Genomic DNA, 25,348 nt, shown 5'->3' with positions numbered 1-25,348 from the left:
TTACTAAATTGAGGGATATATAGTAGTATTTTTAGTAATACTTGATATTTTGGTATAATATGATTATTAAATAGTCTGAATATATAGTAACAAGGAGGAAGTAATGGCTGATTTTTTTGCTGGGAAAATTGTTTATCTTGATGAGCAAGCTGTTTTTGATTTTTTAGAATTACATCAAAATGGGATACAATCTGATATCATAAGACGTGTGTCCGAAAATATGGTTGAGGTAGATACCGAGGGAAAGGTTGGTATGAGTTTCTTTACTCGATTTAAAATAGGACTCTCTGGAAATGCTTCATATCAACGAAGCGGTGTAGTAGAATCACAGATTACCTCTACATTGCTAAGTAACTTTAAAAAGTTTGCGACCGATAAAAAAGGTTCTTCAAAAGTGGAACGTTTAGATAATGTTAAACTTTTTATTGAAAAAGACTCCCCCGCTTTTTACCGTAACATCACTCCTGTTCTCGATATGATTAGTGATATTACTAAAATGAATAGTATTACAGATGATGATAAAAATAATTTTAAAGGTATTGAAATAAAGAATATTGAACGAACTTTGGACCGACTTTCTGGATATTATGAAATTAAGGGAATTAGTTCCGAGAGTAATGAAAGTGTTTTCAGATTCAATATATCGGGTCTACGTAATAATTATACGTTGAGTGACTTAACTAAGATGGATGTCAAACTTTATGGAATTAAGGTTGGAGAAGTAGATTCAATTGATTTAAGTTTTAATACAATGATAGATAGATTATCAAACCAGAGACAGTCACAACTAGGAGCTGACTTTGATGAAGAACAAAATAATGAGAAAATACCGATATATGATGTTCTAGTGGCAGGTGTGTAATGGTAAGATTTAATATTTTTTTTGAGCCAGTTCAAAAGTTTAATGAAAGAGTCGTAAAATTAGATAACTATGTTTCATTTAATGAGGTTATTATAAATTGGACTAAAGATTCTACTATTATTGATATAATAAAACCTCTAATAGATAAAAAGAATTGTATTTTTAGAATGGATACCTACTCGCTTTCTGGGAGCCTAGTTTTTGAAAATATTGATTTATTAATCAAAATTTTTAATGATTCAGGAACTGAAGAAATATATCTTCATAATCCCCCTAAAAAATTCTTTAATTCATTAAAGCAACAAGTTAAATCAGAATTTTTAAATATTGAACAAAGTACTTTTGCAAAAATTAGTGAGGAGCAACTTAAAAGGATTTCTGAAGATTTAAATGAAAAAATAGTTGGTCAAGAAAAAGCTAAGAAAAGTTTATTAAGGAAATTGGTTACTCAGTTGGTGCGTACGAATGCGAAACCACTAGTATTAATGTTTTATGGTGAACCAGGAATAGGAAAAACTGAAACAGTAAAACAACTATCATTTACACTGTATGGAAATAACAATATTATTAGAGAACAAATGTCGATGGTTGGTGGTGAATCAAGTGTAAAATATTTTAAATCAGCAAACCATAGCGAGGACTCATTTTCTAAAACATTACTAAACAGAGAATCTAATGTTATTTTGCTTGATGAGTTCGCTTTAGCTCCTGCATTTTTTCATAGCACCTTCTTTCAAATGTTTGATGAAGGCATTTATGAAGATCAAAATTATAAAGTAGATTTAAGTAACTCAATTATTATTTGCACTTCTAATTTTAAAAGTCGTTTAGAAATGGAAAAAAATATTGATATAGCATTATTGAGTCGATTTGATGGTTTTGTTAAATTTTCTCCACTATCTATTGATGAGAAAAAGAAAATTTTAAAATTGACGTATTCAAAAATTATTAGCTCTGAATATATAGATGAAAGGTATCAGGAATATCTAGATGAGGACAAGATATTAGCTTGTATTGAATCGCATCTAAACACCCTCCCTAATGTTAGAGCGATAAGGAAGTACGTTGAAGATGTTGTTGCGGATGAATTATTGGAGGTCATAATAAATGGTAAATCAAACTGATTAGGATAATAACTTTAGAGAACGATAAAGATTATGGAGTGGAGAATTTAAAATGAAAAAATTGAAAAAACTAACTTTTTATAAAACGATTTGGTTTTGGTTAACTATATGTTTATTGGTTTATATATTAAGACAATCTAAAGTGACAGTTGTTAAAATGTTTATTGATATCGTTTCTTATGTTTATCAGCAAGTCATAAGTGAACCGATTGCATTTTTGGCATTTCTTATCAGTATTATTACTGTATATATAGAAAGAATTAATGTTTTAAAAACAGATAGAAGAGCTAAATTATCCATCTCCTATAAAAAAGAGGCAATGTCAGAAGTAAAAGCTGTATTCAACGGTGAGGAAAAGGAGATTGAGGTACCTAAGCTAAGAATATATGAAAATTCAGGAACCATAAAGTCTACTTACATATTCACACCTTATATTAAAAATAATGATGTAAAAAATGATACAATAGATGATAACTATTTTTCATTTAATGCAGTTCATATCCATCTTAATGAAAATAGTAATTTTTTCAATCCAGCCAGGCTACATTATAATAATTGTATTGCTCCCAGTTCGTTCATTTCGAATAATCCAAATGAAAATCAATCTCATTTTATTTTTTGTTTATTCGAAGGTGTAGATGGTTCTTATAAATTATTATTGCTTGTTTATTTAAAAAATGAAAATGGAAACTATGATCTTCAAGTTATTGATAGGGTAGACGCATTAAATAAAGGAGCGGTGTATTTGCAACATTACTATAATCAGTTTAAAAAGTGTGAAAAATATCTTTCTGAAAATAATATCATCATCTCTTGAGTTAAATAAATAGACCTTTACAGTGAATATTAATCAAAAATGCCTCACTAATTAAGTGAAGCATTTTTGATTATATAGAAGATACTGCATAGTCTATTTTTAGCCTTATTGAAATGATTTCAGGTCATTTTAGTTTAATTTTGGGAATCAAGAAAGGTTTTAAATCAATATTTCTGACGTTAACAAGTCTAAAAAAGTCTTGGAACAAGTTTTGCATGTTCATCATAATATTTTATAGATTCCTTTCATACCAAGGGTTTAGCCCCTGTTTCTTAAATTTTACTGCCCACTTCTGCCCAGAAATGAGTAGTGTAAAAATCTTAACTATTATACCATGTTTAGTTTGAATGACAAAGTGAGGTAGTGTAAAATAAGTTGTGTAAACACTAAAAGGAATAAATTCGTTATAGTAGAGTTGCGAAACATTACTAGAAAAAGATTTATTCCTATGACTCAGTTTTCGCATAACTACTTAACTTCCTAGTCCAAAAGCAAGATATTGATAATAACAGAAGGAGAAACTTTCTCTTTTTTAGTTCAACTTATTCAATTTTTTTATTAAATATTGTAATAGAAGGTCAAAAGATGTTGGTATCATGCTACACTAAAATAAATTAAAACAAAACTTTGTCAAACCAGGCTTGAAAAAAGCTCGTAAAGCATCACAATTCTCAAAACGTTAAGAACCAGCTATAATGCAGCATTTACAACACTTCATGGTTCACACCATGGGGTGTTTTTTTGATGATTTTTAGTAAAATTCACACCATTACTTTTTAAGATTACGATGAGCAATCTCTCCAACAGCCATTGGAAGGACATTCGAAGTATTGACATAAGTCTTTGTTGTAATCGTGTCACTATGTGTTAGAGACTCAGAAATACCTTCAATAGATGTTCCAGCCTGTTTTGCTAACGTTACCCCTGTATGTCTTAATTTATAAGGGAATGCATGTTTAAGTTCTGGATGACGACGTTTGACAGATTTCATTTTATTATTAAGATAGTCAGAGTGTAGAGGGCTATTAACGTTACCCTTCATATCGATATAAGTAAAGACATATTGTTAATCGGATTGGATAATTCCAAACTTTGATAGTTCAGCCTTTTGATGTTTTTCATAAGAAGTAAGAAGCTGAAGTAAGTCATTGGAAATAGAGAAAATAGGCTAGCACAAACCCTATTTCAGTAGAAAATGAAGGAAATATTTCCATAATAAAACGCATAATATCAAGTTTCTTCAACACCTGATATTATGCGCGTTTAGGATTTTAAAGCCTGATTATTCAGTCTTTTTTTCTTTATAGTTCCGTTTAATTCCTAGCTTCATTAATTCTATAGAGGTTCATCGTCTTGAGTAATAATATTGTTTTCAGAAGTTATAGATTCCATTTTATTCTTCAAGTGTCAGTGTTCTCAATTCCTTATATCTTGCTAGGACTTAGGGAGAATCATTGATAACAGACTGTTACAAATCTAGTTAGCTGAATGATTTATATTTATCTATTTTTCTAGTAACCAATCTATGATATTTTTCTTCTCAATACCATTGTAATTGGCTGTTGGCTGAATCGTATCCATTGTTAATAGATATTTAGGGAATTGATCTTTAATGGCTTCTAGTGGTCTAAGTTCTCTTTCTAGTGTTTCTGGAGCAAGTGTTGTTTCACTGACCTGATAATAAGCGTAGTGACCAAGATCAGTTACAACAACAAAATCAACCTCATACTTATCTAAGTTACCAACATATACTTGTGAATATCTACGTCTCAATTCCAAATATACCATATTTTCCAAGATATGCCCAATGTCTTCTTTGTGGTCTGGTAATAAGAGATGTCGTAAACCTAAATCAACGGGATAATATTTTTCTAAGCGTCGCAATAATGCTTGACCTTTTACATCAAAACGTGGAACGGAATAAAAAAGTAAACTATCTGTCAAAGTTGTCAAATAATTTTCCAAAGTATTATGGGAGATTGAAACATTTTGGCTAACTAGGGTATTGCGAATCTTATTTGTTGATATTAAGCTACCTGTACTACTGAGAAGGGTTCGGACAATGCGTTCAATAATAGTAGGATTTGGATTTCCCAATCTAGTGACAATATCATTTAACAGTATGGAGTTATATATTCCTCTTAGATAATCAATTTTTTCAGCGTAAGATGATGTTTGCAATAAGTAAGGGAAAGCACTAAAGAGATATTTGTTAAAAATTTCTGTTGTATTCAGATTCTCTGTGAGAGATTGACCTGATAGGTATTCTTCAAATGACAATGGAAGAACTTCTATCTCAACATACCGACCGGTCAAGTTTGTAGCTAATTGGCTACTCATAAAGTAGGCGTTGGATCCAGTCAAATAGAGGTCAACATTTGGTAGGATAAATAGACTATCTGCTACCAGTTCAAATTTTTCAACATGTTGAATTTCATCTAAAAAGATATAGTATGTTTTCTCGCTAACTAATTGATCTTTTATATAAGCGAATAATGTTTGAAAATGTCGCAGTTCATAATAACTCAGATCTTCAAAATTGATGGATATGATTTGATCCTCGTCTACCCCAGTTGCTAGTAACTCCTCTTTATAGAGTTGAAAAAGCACAGATTTACCAGCTCGTCTAACTCCGCTCACAACTTTGATGATTTGGCGATCACGATGTCTTCTTAAAAAGTCTAAATAATGTGGTCTTTTGATATAGTTCATAATAGATACCTCAAAGATAGTATAATACAAATAGAAATTATTTTCAAATATTTAGAAATAATATTTAATTTGTTCGATTATTTCTAAATATTTGAAAATAATATTTTTGTGCAATCAAAAAATAGTCCATTTTGGTATGGCATGATAGTAAATCTTGTGAGGTTTTGTAGCAAGTATTCAAATAAAAAGCGCATACTATCAGGAATAAAAAACTTGATAGTATACGTTTTATCCTAGAAATATTTACTGGGTTTTCTTTTCAAACTGACTTTTTAAGAAGTTGTCTTATCAATAATTTTAAAGAAATTTTTGAAGCTATGTTGGACTGAAAGATAAGTTAAATGATAATCTAAAAAATTATCATTTAACTTATCTTTGGAAAAACTGTAGAATTTCAAAAATTACTACAGACCTTGAATTTTACTTATCATTTCAATGATTTAGATTGCTTACATTTTGTTTTGATAAGTTTTACGGTAATCACCAGGAGAAAGTCCAGTCCTTTGTTTAAAAATTTTAGTAAAGTAAGAATAATTATCATACCCTACTTGACAAGATACTTGTGATATCGAGATATTTGTTTGAGATAGGAGAGATTTAGCAGCATTAATGCGCTTATCCGTTATATATTTAACAAGAGTTTCTCCAGTTTCTTTTTTAAAAATTCTAGCTAAATGATCTGCACTGAGATAAACCATATCTGCTAATATAGAACGATTTATATCCTCATAGTAGTGATGATCTATGTATTCGACAATACGTTGAATACTATTTTTCTGGTTTTCAATGTTTGTTGCAAATTTCTTAGCATGTGACCAATAATAATCAAAGTAATCCTGGAAAGATTCAATTGAATGAAAGCGTCGTTGGAATAGGAAATCATGAGTGCTGTTTTGGAATAATTTATGAGCTGAAATTCCATTTTGATCTAGATATATTCCTATTTGTTGAGTCCAATCTAGTAAAATTTGTTGTAGTGTGAAAGTAGGAATTTGAGAATTATAGGCAAGTGAATTAATTTTTTCTCTTAATTCGTATTCACTTAAGCTATCTAAAAAAGTAATTGAAAGAGTTTCTGTTTTAAAGGAAGTTGGAAAACTATGTGGAACACATGTAATAGTATTCCAATAAGAAACATATTGTTCATTATAAGTGTAGAGTTCTTTGGTATGAAATAAAATATCGGATATTTTATGGCAACTCTTATATATAATATTTGAGTATTTACTAAAGTTATTAGAAATTTGAGAATGAATCTCATATGCCAATTTGTCACTACGTTTGGATGAGTCTACTCTAAAGAGACAAACATATTGATCAACCTGGCTTTCCATCTTGAATAGACTTATCAGCTTATAAGAAGGTTGTGAAATTCTTTGAAGTTCTCTTTTTAGTTGAGAAGTCCATGATGGAGTTTCTGCAGAATAATCTTCTTCATTAAGATTGATTGTTAAAACTGCAAGAAAAAAATACTGGTGTTTTTGAAGAATAAAATCTTGTTTGCTTGCTATATTTTCTAGCTCATCAATGCGAGAAATTTGAGGTTTTCTAAGGTAATCATACCAGAAGTTATCTTCTATTTGTAAAAGTGCATCATTTTTTCCGTTTAAGTTATGATTCTCAATTTTACTAATGGCTTTTTGAATAATAAATTCTAATTTTTCAAAGTTAATGGGTTTTAGATAGTATTCAAAGCTTTGCAATTCAATTGCTTTTTGAGCATAGTTGAAGTCGGCGTAATTAGTTAAAAAAATTGTTTTTATATCATATTTTTCATTTCTAATCCAAGATAAGAGTTCGAGGCCACTGCCTTGAGGCATTTCTATATCGCTTATCATGAGATCAATAGGATGCTCTCTAATAATATTTTGAGCTTGAGTGAGGCTATAGGCAACATAAACAGTGTCAATGTGTAGTTTAGCCCAATTTATTTTCTCTCGTAAAGCTTCAATGATAAAGCGATCGTCATCAACTAATAAGATGTTCATTATAACCTCCGTCGATAATCTTGTATGGAATAAGTAAAAGAATTTTAGCCCCACCTTCTTCATTATTTTCAAATGCAATACTATAGTCATTAGGATAGAGAAGATTTAAACGTTCGATGGTGTTTGTGATCCCAATATGATGTCCATCTTCTGTTATTAGAGACTGTTTCTGATTTAGTTTTGATAAAATTTCTTCAGAGAAACCTGGACCATTATCCTCGATACAAATCTGAATATAATCTGAGTTCTCAGTTTTTACTTTTTTTATCGATAGCAAAATTGTAAATAAATCCTGAAATGAAAAACCGTGTTTGATTGTGTTTTCAATAAATGTTTGTAACAGTAATGATGGGACAAGAGTATTTTGTAGGTCATCATTGTAGTTTAGTGAAAAGTAGATGCTATTTCCATATCGAATTCGTTGTATTTCTAAATAATCTTTAATATGCTGAACTTCATCTTTGAGTTCTGAAAAATCTTGATTAGCCATAAATAAATGACGGAGATAATTTGAAGTTAGGATAGTTAACTCTTCAATTTCCTTATAGTTTTTTGTTTGAAGCATACTATGAATCATTGATAACATATTTAAGTAGAAATGCGGTCGAATTTGATTTTTAAGATAATTAAGTTCAATCTTCTTAAGTTCTAGTTGTGAATGGTATTCTCGTATTTTTAATTCTTGCATGTCAAATATTACTTTATTAAGTTTATCATTTGCCTTATCAATTTCTAGTATACCTTCAGATATAAAAAATTCAGAAGGGGGGATGGAGTCCCCAAGTTGAGAGAGCCGTTCAGTGAGTCTTGTTATCGGTTTAATCATCCACTGACGAATATACAGGATAATGATGATTGATAAAATGGTGATAATAATAGGAACGGCTGACAAAAATACTTCTAAGAGTGTGATATTTCTAAAGACTTCGGCATAATCGACTAAAACATAAATATCGAAAGGTAAATGCGTTTTTTCATTTTGAGCATGAATTAGGTAGTTTTCGGAGGGGATATTGTTAGGCTCTTTTAGGGAAAGTTTACCATTATTTCCAATATTGAGTTTTCTTAGAGGTTTTAGGATATCTTCTGAAGATATGACGGCATAAATGATTTTTCCTTCGTAATGAACAGATTTAACTAAGTATTCGCTGTTTTTAGTAGTTACATTTTTCCATTTACGGTCACTTATATCACTACGCAAGGATTTTAGATTTGATTTTAACAGTAGATAATCTTCATATGGAATATAAAGATTGGAGACATTTATAAAATGATCAGTACTATCGGTTTCTAATAAGAATGTCATATGAGTTTCATTTTGATATTCAAACTCTGTAAAGCTAGTTTGAACTTTTTTGAGATTTTCTTGATAGTCAAGAAACGTTTGTACATGATTTAATTTCTCTAAAGATTCATTATGCGTTATTGTTGAGTACATAAAGCGTTCTACAGAATGCAATTTCTCATTAACAGAGTCAGCATAAATTTCAATTGAACTACGCAAGTGTACTATATTTTGGTTTTTAATAAAATTTCTGGTTATGTTACTCATAGCAATATTGATTAAAATATTTATCAATAGTAGTACAAGTAGGAGTTTAAAGAAAAAATGAATGGAATGTTTTTTTGATAAGTCGTGATTTAATTTCATATACTATTCTCCTATTAAAATTATAGCACTTTGAAAATATGATATCATGTAACAAAACAGATATGTTTTATCAAGATGTCGGAAAAGTAATAGTTTTTGAAATTAAAAAACTGAAAAATTGATAAACCTAGTCCAAAAAGTTCTATTAAGGGAATTCTATATGGTGTAAAATAATCGTAGAAAATCAGATGGGAGGAAAAACATGAAAGTAGCATCTCAACTTCATAAAATAAAATTAAAGCATAGTATTCCGTTATATATATTACTTTTTCCTTCAATATTGCTATTAATTTTATTTTCCTATATTCCCATGTTGGGACTAATTATTGCATTTAAAGACTATTCACCAGCCAATGGTATCTTTGCTAGTCAGTGGGTAGGATTTAAGTACTTTACTCAATTTTTCTCATCATTCCAATTCGGGACAACTATGTTCAATACATTAAAAATTTCGCTTTATAGTATTGTAGTAGGATTTCCCTTGCCTATTATACTAGCTATCATTAGTAATCAGTTAAGAGTTGGGAAATTTAGAAAAATATTTCAAGTGACAACTTACTTACCTCATTTTATCTCTACAATGGTTATGTGTGGGATGATTATCTTATTTTTATCTCCTACTAGTGGTTTGTTAGCAAATGTATTTAAGTCTGTTGGAATTACTATTCCAGATTTTTTATCAAAACCTACTAGTTTTGCAGGTGTTTATGTTTGGAGTGATATATGGCAACATATTGGTTGGGATAGTATTATTTATCTGGCGGCGCTTTCTGCAATTGATCCTACATATTATGAGGCTGCAACTATGGATGGCGCTTCTAGATTACAAAAAATTCGGCATATAGAATTACCATTGCTTTTGCCGACTGCTATGATTCTATTAATATTAAGAGCAGGTAGTTTATTAAGTGTAGGTTTTGAGAAAGTGTTACTATTACAGAATCCTCTTAATTTAGCAGGAAGTGAGATAATTTCGACCTATGTTTATAAAGTTGGTATGGTGAATTTTCAGTATAGTTATTCGACAGCTATAGGGTTATTTAACACCGTAGTCAATCTAATAATTTTGTTATCTGTTAACTGGTTCTCAAAAAGATATACTAGAACGGGTCTTTTTTAAAGGAAGGAGTGCTTAAAGTGAGATGGTTTCATAAATCAAGAAAAACAAACTCTGAATTATTATTTGATATAGTTACCTATGGTTTAGCAATTTTCCTTATCCTGTTAATTGTTTATCCGTTATGGTTTGTAGTGATTGCATCTTTTAGTAATCCTTCAGATGTTGCAAATGGAAAGGTATGGTTTATTCCTAGAGAATGGAAATTAGATGGATATTTACGTCTTATTCAACAACCTTTATTTTTGCGTAGCTATCTAAATACCATTTTATATACTGTTGTTGGTACCTTAGTTGCTTTAGTAGTCAATATTCCAGCTGGTTATGCTTTATCTAGAAAAGAATTAGTTGGTAGAAAATGGATGAGTATTCTATACATAATCCCTATGTTCGTATCAGGTGGTTTGATTCCTACCTACTTAACAGTAAAGAATGTTGGCCTAATTGATACATTTTGGGTAATGGTAATACCTTTTGCGGTTTCATCATACAATATTATTGTTGCTAGAACTTTCTTTAATAATAGTATTCCAGACGGGATGTGGGAGGCTGCGCAAATTGATGGATGTGGTACAATTCGTTATTTTATTAAAATAGTTGTTCCGTTATCAAAAGCTATTATAGCAGTTATTGGACTTTGGACTGCAGTTGGTATTTGGAATTCGTGGTTTAATGCTTTAATTTATTTAACGAATGAAAATTTACAGCCATTGCAATTAATTTTACGACGTTTACTAATTAGTAATCAAATGTTACAATCGCAAGCAACAGGAGAAGTGGCATCAGATCTTCGTATTAAAGCCGATATGATGAAATATGCAGCAATTGTTATTTCAACCGCTCCGATAATGTTGCTATATCCCTTTGTTCAAAAATATTTTAATCAAGGCGTAATGATTGGCGCCTTGAAAGAATAGGAGAAAAACATGAAAAATAAATCATTTACATATTTGTTCTTAGGAACAGTTACACTTGCTGGCTTAACAGCCTGTGCAAATTCTAATAATGCGAATAAGGACGATAAATCTGGAGAAGACTCTTATAAAATCACAACTGTTCGTTGGTCTGACTGGGGAGAAGATTATCATAAAGGTTTTCTAACAGATTCTGCCAAGGAAGCAGGTATTGATGTTAAATGGGATACACTTGTAGCTGCAGATTGGGCAGATAAGAAATCTGTGTTGGTTGCTAGTGGAGATTTACCAGATGCATTTTTAGGTTCAAATGCTTTTACAGATTCAGAAATTGCTCAGAACCAATCTTTATTTATTCCATTGGAAGATTTAATCAAAGAAAACATGCCAAATTTAACTAAGGCTATGGAGAAAGAACCTAAGATTAAAGCTATGATTACTTCACCAGATGGTCATATCTACAGTCTACCTAAAAAATTACCGATGCGTCCTACTGTAGCTAATCAGCTATTTATTAATAAAAAGTGGCTGGATAATTTAGGATTAAAGGTTCCAGAAACTTATGATGATTTAGTAAAAGTATTACAAGAATTTAAGGATAAAGATGCGAACGGAAATGGAGACGCTTCTGATGAAATTCCATTCGGAGCAGGAAACTTTGATCCAACATTCTCATATATTCTTCCGTTCAATAATCGTTTAGGGGCAGATAATACATATGAAATGTCTGTAAAAGATGGAAAACCAGTCTACCTTCGTACAGAAGAAAGTTATAAACAAGGGATTGCAGCAATGCACGAATCTTATAAAAAAGGTTTGATTGATCCGGAAATCTTTACAGAAGATACCTCTATGAGTGTAGCAAAACGTATGGATAAGGGAGTATCTAGAGTAGGTGTTTCTAGTGGTTGGACAGCAGATGCAACGTTTGGCTTACATTCAAGTGAATATATTGCTCTACCTGCTTTAAAAGGTATGGATGGTAAACAATATGTCTTTTCTGATCCAGATCATTACAACTATGGTCGAAATGAAATTTTGATTACAAATAAGAGCAAAAACCCTGCTAAATTATTGAAATGGTTGGATAAATTATATACAGATGAAGCAAGTATTCAGAATTTCTATGGATCATTTGGAATAGCTACTGAAAAGAATGGTGATAAGTTTAAAGTGTTACCTCCTAAAGATGGTAAATCAGCTGATGAATGGGCATGGATTAATTCACTTCGAGATTTTGGTCCTAAATACGTAAGCGATGATATCAATAGTCGCGTAGAAATCGATCAAACACAAGGTGATGGATTGAAATTGAAGATGGACCAAGATTTGAAACAATTTGCGTTGCCAGCTTACCCTAATGTGATTTATTCACAAGAAGAACTTAACAAATTATCATCAATCTATGTGAGTATTGAATCTTATGTCAAACAACAAGCATCTAAATGGGTAGTTGAAGGGGGCATAGAAAAAGAATGGGACTCATACAAAGAAACTCTTAAGAATATGGGATTGGACGAATTTATGAAGATTCAACAGGAAGCATATAATCGTTACCAAAAAGAAGTAAAAGAGTAATACTTTATATGAACTCTTGGTTGTATGAACAAGGGACTAGCTAATTATAGGAAGCGAGACTGATAACATCAGATTATCTCGCTTCCTTTATTCTAATTTTTAAAGAAATTTGGAAATGTTTTTTAAATAATTTAGGTAATATTTTTGTACAACTGACATTATAAAATATAGAGTTAAGGCAATCGATTTTATGGAGATATCTATTATGCAAAAATTATTTTCATTAGATGGAAAAATGGTTAGAATTTTAACTTTTTTGACAGATTTAATTATTTTAAATACTCTATTTATTGTGAGTTGTATTCCAATAGTTACAATTGGGGCATCATTAACTTCTCTTACGACAATGTGGTATCGTATTTTAAAAGGTAAAGATACCGATATTGCTTATCATTATTTTCGGATCTTTAGACAAAATTTTAAACAATCAACTTTTACTTGGTTGTTTATCCTCCTAATAGAATTACTTTTATATGTGAACTATTGTCTTTGGGGCTATTCAAGTTTATTTTCAGAGTATAGTTTATTGTTAGTGTTGCCCTTTTTATTTGTTATAATACTTTTGATGAGTGTTATTTTTCCCTATATTGGTTTATTTAAAGATAATCTAAAAAATAGTATTGTAAATAGCGTATTAATTTGTATTTTAAATCCAATACAAGCTATCATGTTGGTTTTATTTAATATTTCTGTACTGTATATGAGTTTTAGTAGTCCAGAACGAGTTTTAACAGCTATTTACGTATTTACATTTGGGGGCTTTGCTTTTTGCGGATTGATGAATGTAACGATAACAAATAAAATGTTTGATAAGGTAAAGAAATTTACTAAAAGGAGGGAAACAAATTGAAAATTTTTAAGGGAGAGTTTTATCGAATCTCTGTATTAACAGACAAGTTAGTAAGGTTAGAATACTCTCAAACTGGAAGTTTTGAGGATAGAACGACACAACTTATCTATAATAGAGATTTTGGTCAAGTTTCGTTAGATTATATCGAGACATCAAACGTACTAGATATTATGACGGACTATTTTCATCTGCACTTTAATAAAGGAGAATTTAACGCCGAAAATTTATTTATAGAATTAAAAGGAAATTTTGCCGTATATGGTAGTCGCTGGTATTTTGGTGAATCTATTGAAACGTTAAAAGGAACAGCTCGGACTCTGGATAAGGCAGATGGAGCAATCTCGTTAGAAGATGGAATTATTAGCCGAAATGGTATAGCCTTATTGGATGATTCTAAAGGATTTATTTGGGATGAACAGTCTGGTTATATTGAGAGAGAAAATCAAATTGACCTGTATTTCTTTGCCTATGGGCATGATTATAGAGGAGCAATCAGAGACTTTTACCATTTGACTGGCTCAACACCCTTGTTGCCAAGATACGCTTTAGGTAATTGGTGGAGTAGGTATTGGCCTTATACGTCGGATGAATACTTGGATTTAATAGACAGATTTGAAACAGAGAAAATTCCATTATCTATCGGTGTTTTAGATATGGATTGGCATATAACTGAAATTCCAGCCCGTTTTGGAAGTGGGTGGACAGGATATAGTTGGAATAAAAACTTAATACCTAATCCAGAACAGTTATTGCAACAACTTCATGATAGAAAGTTAAAACTCTCCTTAAATGTCCATCCTGCTGATGGTATACGGGCTTATGAAGAAGCTTATCCTCGAGTCGCCAAACGATTGGGGTTAAATGTAGAACTAGAAGAACCTGCTATTTTTGATTTTTTTAATCCTTCTTTTAGGGAAGCCTACTTTAAAGATGTTCATTATGAACTAGAAAAGCAGGGAGTAGATTTTTGGTGGATTGACTGGCAACAAGGGACACAAGGTATGCTAGATCCACTGTGGCTTTTAAACCATTATCACTATCAGGATAGTTGTAAAAATGCAGAAGGTGGCTTAATTTTATCAAGATATGCAGGGCCTGGCAGTCACCGCTACCCTGTTGGTTTTTCAGGGGATACTATTATTAGTTGGAATTCCTTAAGATTTCAGCCTTATTTTACAGCGACAGCATCTAATATCGGTTATAGTTGGTGGAGTCATGATATCGGTGGACACATGCTGGGGGATTATGACGAAGAGCTACAAACTAGATGGCTACAGTTTGGTGTTTTTAGTCCGATAACTCGATTACATAGTTCTAGAAGTCCCTTTAATAGTAAAGAACCTTGGTTTTTTTCAGAAACAACATCTAAGATTATGAAGAAATACCTTCGTTTGAGACATCAGATGATTCCATATCTATACACCATGAATGTACAGACACACGAGGAAGGTGCCCCATTAATCAGCCCAATGTATTATTTCTACCCAGAGAATGATGAGAGCTATAATGTTCCAAATCAATACTTTTTTGGAACAGAACTGATGGTGGCTCCCATTGTAGAAAAGATGGATTTGGCATTCCAATCTGCAAAAGTGGATGTATGGTTCCCTGAAGGTGAATGGTATGACTTCTTTTCAGAGAAAAAATATACAGGTGGTGTGAAGTTAAGTGTTTATAGAGACATTTCGACTATCCCTGTGTTTGCAAAAAGTGGTGCAATCATTCCCCTGGTTGGTTCTGAGATAGATATGGGTGTTGAGTTACCTGAAGTTGTAGATTGGTATGTATTCCCAGGCAAACAACATTCCTTTGAAATGATTGAAGATCAAAATGGTCAAAGATATCAAACAAGATTATCAATCGACTGGGAAATGGGGATGGTAGAGTTGGCATTACAAGGAGATTCTAGTATCGTTCCAAGCAATAGAAAACATAGAATTCATTTTAAAGGAACGAATGTGTCTATAATTGAATTGCCAAATAAGAATGATACAGCTAGATTTGAATTGAAAGATAATAAAAGGACATCCCTAAATGATGAAGTTTTTAGACTACTAAAGACTGCTTCTCTTCCATATGAATTAAAAGATAGATTGTTAAATCAATTCATCAATGCGAAAAATTCTCATGAGTTAATGAATATCTTGCATCATCAGGATAAGGAATTGAGAGGGCGTTTGTTGGAAATGATATTTACTAGCGAAAACTAATTGAGACATTTCGTACACAATTTCTATTATTTAATGTGTAATAGTTTTACATTTCTATGCTTATTGACTTGTATTTTAGTAATTACAAGTTTGGCATAGGGATGTTTTTTGTTTACTGAAGAGGAAAGGATAAGTATGTTTCAAGTTTTGAAACATTTTTAAACTAAACAAGAGCAAATTTTTAAATGTGATTTTTCAACGTAACTTCCACTTGCCTGACCGAAGTGGAAGTTAGTCTGAAACGGATTTTTATGGCGGAATTAAGTATGAGACGTGTGATTTTTCCAAAAAATTTTCTAAAATAAACAGAATTTGTTTGACATTTGTTTGAAAATTCTGTAAAATGAGTTATTATATTTTTAAGGAGAATATATATGGAAAAACAGAAAACATTTTTTGGACATCCTATTGGCTTGTCCACCCTCTTCTTTACAGAGATGTGGGAGCGCTTTTCTTACTATGGGATGCGAGCTATCCTACTTTACTATATGTACTATAGTGTGCAAGATGGTGGGTTGGGGATGGATAAGACCACAGCTGCATCGGTTATGGCGATTTATGGCTCGCTGGTATTTTTATCCTCGGTTGTCGGTGGTTTTGTCAGTGACCGTATTTTAGGAAGCCGTAAGACCGTCTTTTACGGTGGTATTCTGATTATGCTAGGGCATATTGCTTTGGCAACACCTTTTGGACAAGTGGCTCTCTATCTTTCTATTGCCTTGATTATCTTTGGTACTGGATTTTTAAAACCTAATATCTCAGATATGGTTGGGGGAATTTATGAGAAAGAGGATGATAGACGGGATGCAGGATTTAGTATCTTTGTCTTTGGTATTAACTTAGGTGCCTTCGTTGCCCCTTATCTAGTGGGTTATCTAGGTCAGGAAGTCAACTTCCATCTAGGTTTCTCATTAGCTGCCATTGGGATGTTCTTTGGTCTGGTGAAGTATGTTTTAGATGGGAAGAAATACCTGCCTGAATCAAGTCTTTACCCCACTGATCCACTTTCACAGAAGGACCAGCAGACCTTGATTAAACGCTTGCTGATTACACTTGTCATGGTTATTCTCGTGGTTATAGGTTTAGTCTTTACTCACCAGTTTAACGTGGATATGATTGTTAATATCTTTACAGTGATTGCGGTAATCATTCCAATCTACTATTTCTTCAAAATTTTATCTAGTCATAAAATAACTGCTACTGAGAGATCCCGAGTGTTTGCCTACATTCCTTTATTTATCGCTGGAGTACTCTTCTGGTCTATTGAGGAGCAGGGATCTGTTGTTCTCGCTCTATTTGCGGATGATCAAACTCGACTTTACTTTAATGTATTTGGAAATCAAATTCATTTCCCATCTAGCTTTTTCCAAAGTATCAATCCACTTTTCATTATGATTTATGTGCCGATTTTTGCATGGTTGTGGGGGAAAATGGGTAAAAAGCAACCGTCCTCTTCTAAGAAATTTGCTTACGGTTTATTAGCAGCAGGTTTATCCTTCTTGTGGATGATGTTACCAGGGATGCTCTTTGGGACAGATGTTAAGGTCAGTCCTTTCTGGTTGATTATGAGTTGGGCTATTGTGATTGTGGGGGAAATGTTGATTTCGCCTATTGGTTTATCAGTCACTACTAAGCTAGCACCAAAATCCTTCCAAGCACAAATGATGTCTATCTGGTTCTTAAGTAACGCTGCTGCCCAAGCTATCAATGCTCAAATTGTAAAATTTTATACAAGCGAAACTGAAGTGGCTTACTATGGAATTGTTGGAGGAATTACGATTGTATTCGGTATTATCTTACTCTTCTACGTTCCACGTATTGAAAAACTAATGTCTGGTATCAAATAGAGAAAAACTGGAATTTCTGTAGGGATTTTAAAAGTTAGATTAATTATTTATTCAAAGGATTTAGTTCTGTATGGTACAGGGCTAAGTCCTTTTAGTTTGATTAAAACTCTTCGAAAATCAAATTCAAACCGCGTCAACGTCGCCTTGCCGTATGTGTAGGATACTGACTACGTCAGTTCCATCTACAACCTCAAAACGGTGTTTTGAGCAACCTGCGGCTAGTTTCCTAGTTTGCTCTTTGATTTTCATTGAGTATAAAACTCATGATGTTTCTGCTTTTCCTAGTGGACATTTGTTCACTTTTTTTATATCAGTCAAAGACAATCAAAAAATCTCACTATTCATCAGGCTAAAGGAAACCTAATCATAGTGAGATTGTGAAATTATAGTAGGGTTTGTATGGCCTCTTCAATTTGTTTTGGGTCTGTTTTGGAAGAAAAGCGCTCAAAGACTTGCCCATCTCGACCGATTAGAAACTTAGCGAAATTCCATTCGATTCGTTTTCCTAGTGGGCCAGATTTCTGGTCTTTTAACCAGACATAGAGGGGATCTGTTTCCTTGCCGTTGACCTTGATCTTGGCAAAACGTGGGAAGGTGGTTTGATAGTGTAGGCTACAGAAACTATTGATTTCCTCTGCGCTACCGGGTGCTTGTCCCATAAACTGATTGCAAGGGAAGTCTAAAATCTCAAAACCTTGTTCTTGATAGCGATCATAGAGTTCTTGAAGTCCTTGGTACTGGGGCGTTAAACCACATCCGGTAGCAGTGTTGACAACCAAGAGAACTTTCCCACGATAGGCATCTAGTGGAGTTTCTTGATTGTCTTGGTTCAAGACTGAAAAATCGTATAGTGAAGTCATTGATTGCTTTTCTCCTTCTGTTTGGTATTTTTAGGAGTTTTCTCCTCCTGTAGTGATAGAAATCCGTAGGTCAGGGTTCCGAAAATACTACCGATAATCAGGCCATACATCAGGAAAGGAACACTTTTATCGAATTGCATGAGCAACTTCCCAAAATCTGAAAAGGACATCTGCTGAACGAAGACTTTATGAAAGATGAGTAAGGTAAAGAAGCCGATCTGAATACCGATAAACACAATCCAGCTTCGGAATTTGATTTGGCCTTTGCTGTAGGTTTTAAGGATGATTTCTGACTTGTCATCTTTTTCCAGATGGAGTTCTTTGACGGCTCTTTGAGTTTTTAAAGTAATGAAAAAAATGAGTCCATAGTATACGTAGGGCATGGCATAGCGAACGGCCTCTATGAAGCGTCCAAATAATAGATAAAACAAGAAGAGGAAGAAGGAAGAATAAACGATTTGGACCATGGAACGGGCACAAGCCTTGTAGATAATCTCTTGTCGGCATTCATCAAAAGGGCCTTGGATATGAAAGAGATTTCGGAGTAGGCGAGTGGTTAAGTCTTCTTTTTTCATGCTAGTAACCTCCTAAATGAGCGGTTTTACTGACTTTCTTTTACGAATTGATAGAGATAATAAAGATAAGTGCTAGAAGAAAGGATAGCGATAGTGAACAGTAAATAATACTTCCAATTGCTTGAGATGACCATCAGTTGTGGTAAAGATAGAATCATAAAGTATAGTGCTAAGTTGAGTATGCGCGTTTTTTGGGAGTCAATCTTTAGATAAGTCAGTCCTTTGTTAAGGGCTGGAATAAAGACTAGCCCGAGGAATATCTCGCTGATTGGCAAGTTCCCTGAAATGATGATGAAGATGAGAAGAGAACTGAACAAAATATGATAGGTAAGTAAAGTTAGTAATGATTTCATAGGTACCTCCTAATCCCGGTCTTTTTTAGCTCTTGCAATACGAAGTGAGTCGACAATATGTATCATCACTCCGAAAAAGAAAGCTCCCAGTATAGTTTTAAAAATATGTTTTGTATTTAGAAGAGAACTGATAAAACTTGGATTTTCACTTGTTAGGGTATCACTGAGTGGAATTATAAAAAACATCCATAGACCAAAGAACAAACCTGCTTTCAGACCAGAATAAGGTAACTGTTTCTTTTCTTTTTTCATGAGTTTCCTCCTAATCATTATCCTGATCTTCCTTGGCTTTTGCAATGCGACGGGAGATGATAATCTGTATGACCACTCCAAAGAAGACAGACTGGAGGATACTTGAAAAAATATTTTTAAAAGCGAGAAGAGACTGAAGATAGTCCTGACTCTCACCTAGCAGTATATGGAGAAGAGGGGTTACAAAAAAACTCATTACTCCAAAGACTATCCCAGCTTTCAGACCAGAGTAGTGTAGTTGCTTACTTTCTTTTTCACTCAACATATCTGGATCAATGGCTGTGATGCCTGTTTTCTTAGTTTGGGAGAGCACATAGAGAGCAGAAATCATCGAAATGCCGAATATCACAATAGGATAGCCGATAGCGACAATTTGCGGGTATTTATAAGCAAGGACAAAGGGAATAAGATTACCTAAAGTCATGAGGTAAAAGAGAATCACAAAGATTTTATTACCGATACGGTCAGCCTCGCGTCGTTTGTGTTCATCAAGTGGTCCTGAAATGCCATAAATGCGTTTGATCAGTTTTTCAGTGAAGGTTTCTTTTTTCATGTGTTGTCTCCTTTTTTAAAAATTATCCTCCCAAAAGAGACTGTTGAGGTCAGTTTGGAGGCTGCGGGCGAGATTGAGACAGAGTTCCAGAGTTGGGTTGTACTTGTCGTTTTCAATCATGTTGATGGTCTGTCTCGAGACACCGATATCCTTGGCGAGTTCGAGCTGGGAAATGCCCAGTTCCTTGCGAAATTCTTTCACACGATTCATCTGTTCTCCTTTCTGATTTATGTCGCATATATTTGACTACATTATATTCTTCTATGTAGTGAATGTCAAGCATATTTGACATATTTCTTAAAGAAATCTTACTTGTTTTTGACCTATTTGTCTGACTAGTGCAAGCTAGTCGGATTTGTGGTAAAATAGATAAGATATGACAAAAGAATTTCATCATGTAACGGTCTTACTCCACGAAACGGTTGATATGCTCGACGTAAAGCCTGACGGTATCTACGTTGATGCGACTTTGGGTGGAGCGGGCCATAGCGAATATTTATTAAGTAAATTAAGTGAAAAAGGCCATCTCTATGCCTTTGACCAGGACCAGAATGCTATTGACAACGCGCAAAAACGCTTGGCTCCTTATATTGAAAAGGGAATGGTGACTTTTATTAAGGATAACTTCCGTCATTTACAGGCACGTTTGTGCGAAGCTGGTGTTCAGGAAATTGATGGAATTTGTTATGACTTGGGAGTGTCTAGTCCTCAGCTGGACCAGCGTGAGCGTGGTTTTTCTTATAAAAAGGATGCGCCACTGGACATGCGGATGAATCAGGACGCTAGTCTGACAGCCTATGAAGTGGTAAACCACTATGACTATCATGATTTGGTTCGTATTTTCTTCAAATATGGCGAGGACAAATTCTCTAAACAGATTGCGCGTAAGATTGAGCAAGCTCGAGAAGTCAAGCCTATCGAGACTACGACTGAATTGGCAGAAATTATCAAGTCGGCCAAACCTGCCAAGGAACTCAAGAAGAAGGGGCATCCTGCTAAGCAGATTTTCCAGGCTATTCGAATTGAAGTCAATGATGAGTTGGGAGCGGCAGATGAATCTATCCAGCAGGCTATGGAGATGTTGGCTCTAGATGGTAGGATTTCAGTGATTACCTTTCATTCCTTGGAAGACCGCTTGACCAAGCAATTGTTCAAGGAAGCTTCAACAGTTGAAGTTCCAAAAGGCTTGCCTTTCATCCCGGATGATCTCAAGCCCAAGATGGAATTGGTATCCCGTAAGCCAATCTTGCCAAGTGCAGAAGAATTAGAAGCCAATAACCGCTCGCACTCAGCTAAGTTGCGCGTGGCCAGAAAAATTCACAAGTAAGAGGAAAAAATGGTAGATAAAAAAGAAACAACCAGTCAATTCTTGCAGAATCGTATAAAAAAATTCTCCCGTGTGGAGAAGGCTTTTTATCTTTCCATTGCGTTTACAGCTCTCGTTTTGGCGCTGAGTATTATCTTTATGCAGACCCGACTCCTACAAGTACAAAATGATCTGACAAAAATCAATGCGCAGATAGAAGAGAAGAAGACAGAGTTGGATGATGCCAAACAAGAGGTAAATGAATTGTTGAGGGCAGAACGCTTGAAAGAAATCGCAAATTCTAAGGACTTAAAATTGAATAACGAGAATATTCGATCAGCGGAGTAAGATATGAAGTGGACAAAAAGAATAACCCGATTTGCGATTAGAAACCGTAAATCTCCAGCAGAAAACCGTAAAATAGTTGGAAAGTACATCAGTTTGTTAGCTGTCGTACTTTTCGCTGTCTTTTTGGTCAATTTTGCTGTTATTATCGGAAGTGGTAGTAAATTTGGAACAGATCTAGTAAAAGAGGCTAAGAAAGTTCACCAAATAACTCGTACAGTCCCCGCCAAACGTGGGACTATTTATGACCGAAATGGAGTCCCGATTGCTGAGGACGCAACCTCCTATAATGTCTATGCTGTTATTGATAAAAAATACAAATCAGCAACGGGTAAAATTCTTTATGTAGAAGATGCCCAGTTTAATAAGGTAGCAGAGGTCTTCCATAAGTATTTGGATATGGACGAGGCTTATGTGAAAGAGCAATTGTCTCAACCGAATCTGACCCAAGTTTCTTTTGGTGCAAAAGGAAATGGAATTACCTATGCCAATATGATGGCTATTAAAAAGGATTTGAAAGACGCTAGTGTTGAAGGAATTGACTTCACAACTAGCCCTAATAGAAGCTATCCAAATGGACAATTCGCTTCTAGTTTTATTGGTTTAGCTCAACTCCATGAAAATGAAGATGGAAGCAAGAGTTTGCTGGGAACTTCTGGGATGGAGAGTTCCTTGAATAGTATTCTTGCAGGGAAAGACGGTATTATTACCTATGAAAAGGATCGTCTGGGTAATATTGTCCCTGGAACAGAACAAGTTTCCCAACAAACGGTAGATGGCAAGGATGTGTATACAACGATTTCCAGCACCCTTCAGTCCTTCATGGAGACACAGATGAATGCCTTTCAAGAAAAAGTAAAAGGTAAGTATATGACAGCAACCTTGGTTAGTGCTAAAACGGGAGAAATTCTTGCAACGACGCAGAGACCAACCTTTGATGCCGATACTAAGGAAGGACTTACCAAGGACTTTGTTTGGCGTGATATCCTCTATCAAAGTAACTATGAGCCGGGGTCAACCATGAAGGTTATGACGCTCGCTGCTGCTATTGATAATAATACCTTTCCAGGAGGAGAAGTCTTCGATAGTAGTGAGTTAAAAATTGCAGATGTGACGATTCGAGATTGGGACGTCAATGAAGGATTGACTGGTGGCAGAATGATGACTTTCTTACAAGGTTTCGCTCTCTCCAGTAATGTTGGAATGACCCTCCTTGAGCAAAAGATGGGAGATGCTACCTGGTTGGATTATCTAAACCGCTTTAAATTTGGGGTTCCAACTCGCTTTGGCTTGACAGATGAATACGCTGGTCAACTTCCAGCTGATAATATTGTTAGTATTGCTCAAAGCTCATTTGGGCAAGGAATTTCAGTGACACAAACACAAATGCTTCGTGCCTTTACAGCTATTGCTAATGATGGAGTTATGCTGGAGCCAAAATTTATAAGTGCTATTTATGATACTAACAATCAGTCTGTACGTAAGTCACAAAAAGAAATAGTAGGAAATCCTGTTTCCAAAGAGGCAGCAAGCACAACTCGAAATCACATGATCTTAGTTGGGACGGACCCTCTATATGGAACTATGTATAATCACTACACAGGAAAGCCAATTATAACAGTTCCTGGACAAAATGTAGCAGTTAAATCCGGTACGGCTCAAATCGCTGATGAGAAAAATGGAGGATACTTGGTTGGTTCTACCAATTATATTTTCTCAGTTGTGACTATGAATCCTGCTGAAAATCCTGATTTTATCCTCTATGTGACGGTTCAACAGCCTGAGCATTATTCAGGTATTCAGTTGGGGGAATTTGCCAATCCTATCTTGGAAAGGGCAGTGGCTATGAAAGATTCCCTTAACCTGCAATCTACCGCTAAAACGTTAGATCAGGTAACCAATCAAAGCGCTTATGCCATGCCTAGCATTAAGGATATTTCACCTGGCGATTTGGCGGAAGCCTTACGCCGCAATATTGTGCAACCAATCGTTGTGGGAACAGGAACAAAGATTAAAGAATCATCTGTAGAAGAAGGGACAGATCTTGCACCTAACCAGCAAGTTCTCCTCTTATCTGATAAAGCAGAGGAAGTTCCAGATATGTATGGTTGGACAAAAGCAACCGCAGAAGCTTTTTCTAAGTGGTTAAATATAGAACTTGTATTTGAAGGTTCAGGCTCTACTGTGCAGAAGCAGGATGTTCGTGCTAATACAGCCATCAAGGACATTAAAAAAATTACATTAACTTTAGGAGACTAATATGTTTATTTCCATCAGTGCTGGAATTGTGACATTTTTACTAACTTTGGTAGGAATTCCAGCCTTTATCCAATTTTATAGAAAGGCGCAAATTACAGGCCAGCAGATGCATGAGGATGTCAAACAGCATCAGGCAAAAGCTGGGACGCCAACTATGGGGGGACTTGTTTTCCTCATTGCTGCAGTTGTGGTGAGTTTCCTTTTTGCTCTTTTTGCAAAACAATTGACTAATAATGTCGGAATGATTTTGTTCATCTTGGTCCTTTATGGACTTGTCGGATTTTTAGATGACTTTCTCAAGGTCTTTCGTAAAATCAATGAGGGGCTGAATCCTAAGCAAAAATTGGCTCTTCAGCTCCTAGGTGGGGTCGTTTTCTACCTTTTCTATGAGCGCGGTGGCGATATGCTTTCTGTCTTTGGCTACCAAGTGCATCTAGGGCTTTTCTATATTCTTTTCGCTCTTTTCTGGCTAGTCGGTTTTTCAAACGCAGTCAACTTGACAGACGGAATTGACGGTTTGGCTAGTATTTCCGTTGTGATTAGTTTGTCAGCTTATGGAGTTATTGCCTATGTGCAAGGTCAGATGGATATTCTTCTGGTGATTCTAGCCATGATTGGTGGATTGCTTGGTTTCTTTGTCTTTAACCATAAGCCTGCTAAAGTCTTTATGGGAGATGTGGGAAGTTTGGCTTTAGGTGGAATGCTGGCAGCTATCTCTATGGCCCTCCACCAAGAATGGACTCTCTTGATTATCGGAATTGTTTATGTCTTTGAAACAACTTCGGTCATGATGCAAGTCAGCTATTTCAAAATGACAGGTGGTAAACGTATTTTCCGTATGACGCCTGTGCATCACCATTTTGAACTTGGAGGATTGTCTGGTAAAGGAAATCCTTGGAGCGAGTGGAAGGTTGACTTCTTCTTTTGGGGAGTGGGGCTTCTAGCAAGTCTCCTAACCCTAGCAATTTTATATTTGATGTAAGAATGGTACCCTGATATTTCAGGGTGTTTTTGCATTCTAAAAAACATTGGTCAATTAAAGTCAAAATCCTTGACCTTTTCTGACTAATGTAGTATATTATGAACGTAAGGTAAATGAAAGCCTTACTAGAACACTTATCTTTAATGAAAATCAACGAGCAAACTAGGAAGTGCTCAAAACACTGTTTTGAGGT

General features: G+C 34.3%; 23 protein-coding genes and 1 pseudogene. 13 read left to right on the top strand and 11 right to left on the bottom strand.

The window, feature by feature from the left end; genetic code table 11:
• Positions 1-103: 103 nt before the first annotated feature.
• From K4Z77_RS05280 to K4Z77_RS05270, 3 genes are read left to right on the top strand one after another with little or no spacing between them, the layout of a single operon-like run.
• A complete protein-coding gene (locus K4Z77_RS05280; RefSeq protein WP_224218681.1) occupies positions 104-862 on the top strand; it encodes a DUF6414 family protein in 759 nt (252 codons plus the stop codon).
• Entirely contained in the window at positions 862-1,986 is a 1,125-nt protein-coding gene (locus K4Z77_RS05275; RefSeq protein WP_224218680.1) for an AAA family ATPase, read from the top strand. Before K4Z77_RS05280 ends, K4Z77_RS05275 begins: the two co-directional genes overlap by 1 nt.
• 52 nt (positions 1,987-2,038) lie before the next feature.
• Positions 2,039-2,803, top strand: a complete 765-nt coding sequence (locus K4Z77_RS05270; protein WP_224218679.1) for a hypothetical protein — start codon at positions 2,039-2,041, stop codon at positions 2,801-2,803.
• Positions 2,804-3,572: 769 nt separating this feature from the next.
• On the opposite strand, the pseudogene K4Z77_RS05265 reads toward K4Z77_RS05270, so the two are convergent.
• From K4Z77_RS05265 to K4Z77_RS05250, 4 genes and pseudogenes are all read right to left on the bottom strand, one after another.
• Positions 3,573-3,965 (bottom strand): annotated as a pseudogene (locus K4Z77_RS05265) (site-specific integrase); the annotation flags it as partial.
• A 341-nt stretch (positions 3,966-4,306) separates the two neighbouring features.
• On the bottom strand, positions 4,307-5,515 hold the full coding sequence (locus K4Z77_RS05260; RefSeq protein WP_224218678.1) for an ATP-binding protein: 1,209 nt from the start codon (positions 5,513-5,515) through the stop codon (positions 4,307-4,309).
• 449 nt (positions 5,516-5,964) lie between these two features.
• Positions 5,965-7,503, bottom strand: coding sequence for a response regulator transcription factor (locus K4Z77_RS05255; protein ID WP_224218677.1), 1,539 nt, complete (start codon positions 7,501-7,503; stop codon positions 5,965-5,967).
• Positions 7,484-9,154: a sensor histidine kinase gene (locus K4Z77_RS05250; protein ID WP_077804316.1), complete on the bottom strand. Its 1,671-nt coding sequence runs from the start codon at positions 9,152-9,154 to the stop codon at positions 7,484-7,486. Before K4Z77_RS05250 ends, K4Z77_RS05255 begins: the two co-directional genes overlap by 20 nt.
• Positions 9,155-9,356: 202 nt before the next feature.
• Between K4Z77_RS05250 and K4Z77_RS05245 the strand changes: the two genes are divergently transcribed.
• The 6 genes from K4Z77_RS05245 (at position 9,357) to K4Z77_RS05220 (ending at position 17,670) form a co-directional block, all read left to right on the top strand.
• Positions 9,357-10,274 (top strand): ABC transporter permease, encoded by a 918-nt coding sequence (locus K4Z77_RS05245; RefSeq protein WP_224218676.1) that lies wholly within the window; start codon positions 9,357-9,359, stop codon positions 10,272-10,274.
• A gap of 17 nt (positions 10,275-10,291) precedes the next feature.
• Positions 10,292-11,188, top strand: coding sequence for a carbohydrate ABC transporter permease (locus tag K4Z77_RS05240; protein ID WP_001267167.1), 897 nt, complete (start codon positions 10,292-10,294; stop codon positions 11,186-11,188).
• Between the two features lie 9 nt (positions 11,189-11,197).
• Positions 11,198-12,763, top strand: a complete 1,566-nt coding sequence (locus tag K4Z77_RS05235) for a type 2 periplasmic-binding domain-containing protein (protein ID WP_000792259.1) — start codon at positions 11,198-11,200, stop codon at positions 12,761-12,763.
• 205 nt (positions 12,764-12,968) lie between these two features.
• A complete protein-coding gene (locus K4Z77_RS05230; protein ID WP_224218675.1) occupies positions 12,969-13,613 on the top strand; it encodes a DUF624 domain-containing protein in 645 nt (214 codons plus the stop codon).
• A complete protein-coding gene (locus K4Z77_RS05225) occupies positions 13,610-15,823 on the top strand; it encodes a glycoside hydrolase family 31 protein (protein ID WP_224218674.1) in 2,214 nt (737 codons plus the stop codon). Before K4Z77_RS05230 ends, K4Z77_RS05225 begins: the two co-directional genes overlap by 4 nt.
• Before the next feature lie 374 nt (positions 15,824-16,197).
• Entirely contained in the window at positions 16,198-17,670 is a 1,473-nt protein-coding gene (locus tag K4Z77_RS05220; RefSeq protein WP_224218673.1) for a peptide MFS transporter, read from the top strand.
• A gap of 123 nt (positions 17,671-17,793) precedes the next feature.
• Here the strand turns inward: K4Z77_RS05220 and K4Z77_RS05215 are convergent, their stop codons facing one another.
• From K4Z77_RS05215 to K4Z77_RS05185, 7 genes are all read right to left on the bottom strand, one after another.
• Positions 17,794-17,919 (bottom strand): hypothetical protein, encoded by a 126-nt coding sequence (locus K4Z77_RS05215; RefSeq protein WP_261023999.1) that lies wholly within the window; start codon positions 17,917-17,919, stop codon positions 17,794-17,796.
• A 134-nt stretch (positions 17,920-18,053) separates the two neighbouring features.
• Positions 18,054-18,530, bottom strand: a complete 477-nt coding sequence (locus K4Z77_RS05210; RefSeq protein WP_224218672.1) for a glutathione peroxidase — start codon at positions 18,528-18,530, stop codon at positions 18,054-18,056.
• A complete protein-coding gene (locus K4Z77_RS05205; protein WP_224218671.1) occupies positions 18,527-19,105 on the bottom strand; it encodes a DUF3278 domain-containing protein in 579 nt (192 codons plus the stop codon). The genes K4Z77_RS05210 and K4Z77_RS05205 overlap by 4 nt, the downstream gene beginning before the upstream one ends.
• A 26-nt stretch (positions 19,106-19,131) precedes the next feature.
• A complete protein-coding gene (locus K4Z77_RS05200) occupies positions 19,132-19,458 on the bottom strand; it encodes a hypothetical protein (RefSeq protein WP_224218670.1) in 327 nt (108 codons plus the stop codon).
• A 9-nt stretch (positions 19,459-19,467) separates the two neighbouring features.
• Complete coding sequence (locus K4Z77_RS05195; RefSeq protein WP_224218669.1) at positions 19,468-19,710, bottom strand: hypothetical protein; 243 nt, start codon at positions 19,708-19,710, stop codon at positions 19,468-19,470.
• Between the two features lie 10 nt (positions 19,711-19,720).
• A complete protein-coding gene (locus K4Z77_RS05190; protein WP_049540296.1) occupies positions 19,721-20,263 on the bottom strand; it encodes a DUF3278 domain-containing protein in 543 nt (180 codons plus the stop codon).
• Positions 20,264-20,278: 15 nt separating this feature from the next.
• A complete protein-coding gene (locus tag K4Z77_RS05185) occupies positions 20,279-20,473 on the bottom strand; it encodes a helix-turn-helix transcriptional regulator (protein WP_001082471.1) in 195 nt (64 codons plus the stop codon).
• A 166-nt stretch (positions 20,474-20,639) separates the two neighbouring features.
• Between K4Z77_RS05185 and rsmH the strand changes: the two genes are divergently transcribed.
• From rsmH to mraY, 4 genes are read left to right on the top strand one after another with little or no spacing between them, the layout of a single operon-like run.
• On the top strand, positions 20,640-21,590 hold the full coding sequence (gene rsmH, locus K4Z77_RS05180) for a 16S rRNA (cytosine(1402)-N(4))-methyltransferase RsmH (protein WP_224218668.1): 951 nt from the start codon (positions 20,640-20,642) through the stop codon (positions 21,588-21,590).
• Between the two features lie 9 nt (positions 21,591-21,599).
• Complete coding sequence (ftsL, locus tag K4Z77_RS05175; protein ID WP_000227822.1) at positions 21,600-21,917, top strand: cell division protein FtsL; 318 nt, start codon at positions 21,600-21,602, stop codon at positions 21,915-21,917.
• A 3-nt stretch (positions 21,918-21,920) separates the two neighbouring features.
• A complete protein-coding gene (gene pbp2x, locus K4Z77_RS05170; RefSeq protein WP_224218667.1) occupies positions 21,921-24,173 on the top strand; it encodes a penicillin-binding protein PBP2X in 2,253 nt (750 codons plus the stop codon).
• 1 nt (position 24,174) lies between these two features.
• Complete coding sequence (mraY, locus tag K4Z77_RS05165) at positions 24,175-25,155, top strand: phospho-N-acetylmuramoyl-pentapeptide-transferase (RefSeq protein ID WP_224218666.1); 981 nt, start codon at positions 24,175-24,177, stop codon at positions 25,153-25,155.
• Positions 25,156-25,348 lie beyond the last annotated feature (193 nt).

The organism is Streptococcus mitis subsp. hohhotensis, from assembly GCF_020089495.2.
GTDB lineage: Bacteria > Bacillota > Bacilli > Lactobacillales > Streptococcaceae > Streptococcus > Streptococcus hohhotensis.
Note: the sequence above shows the minus strand (reverse complement) of the source record. Positions and strands in the feature narration are given on the sequence as shown.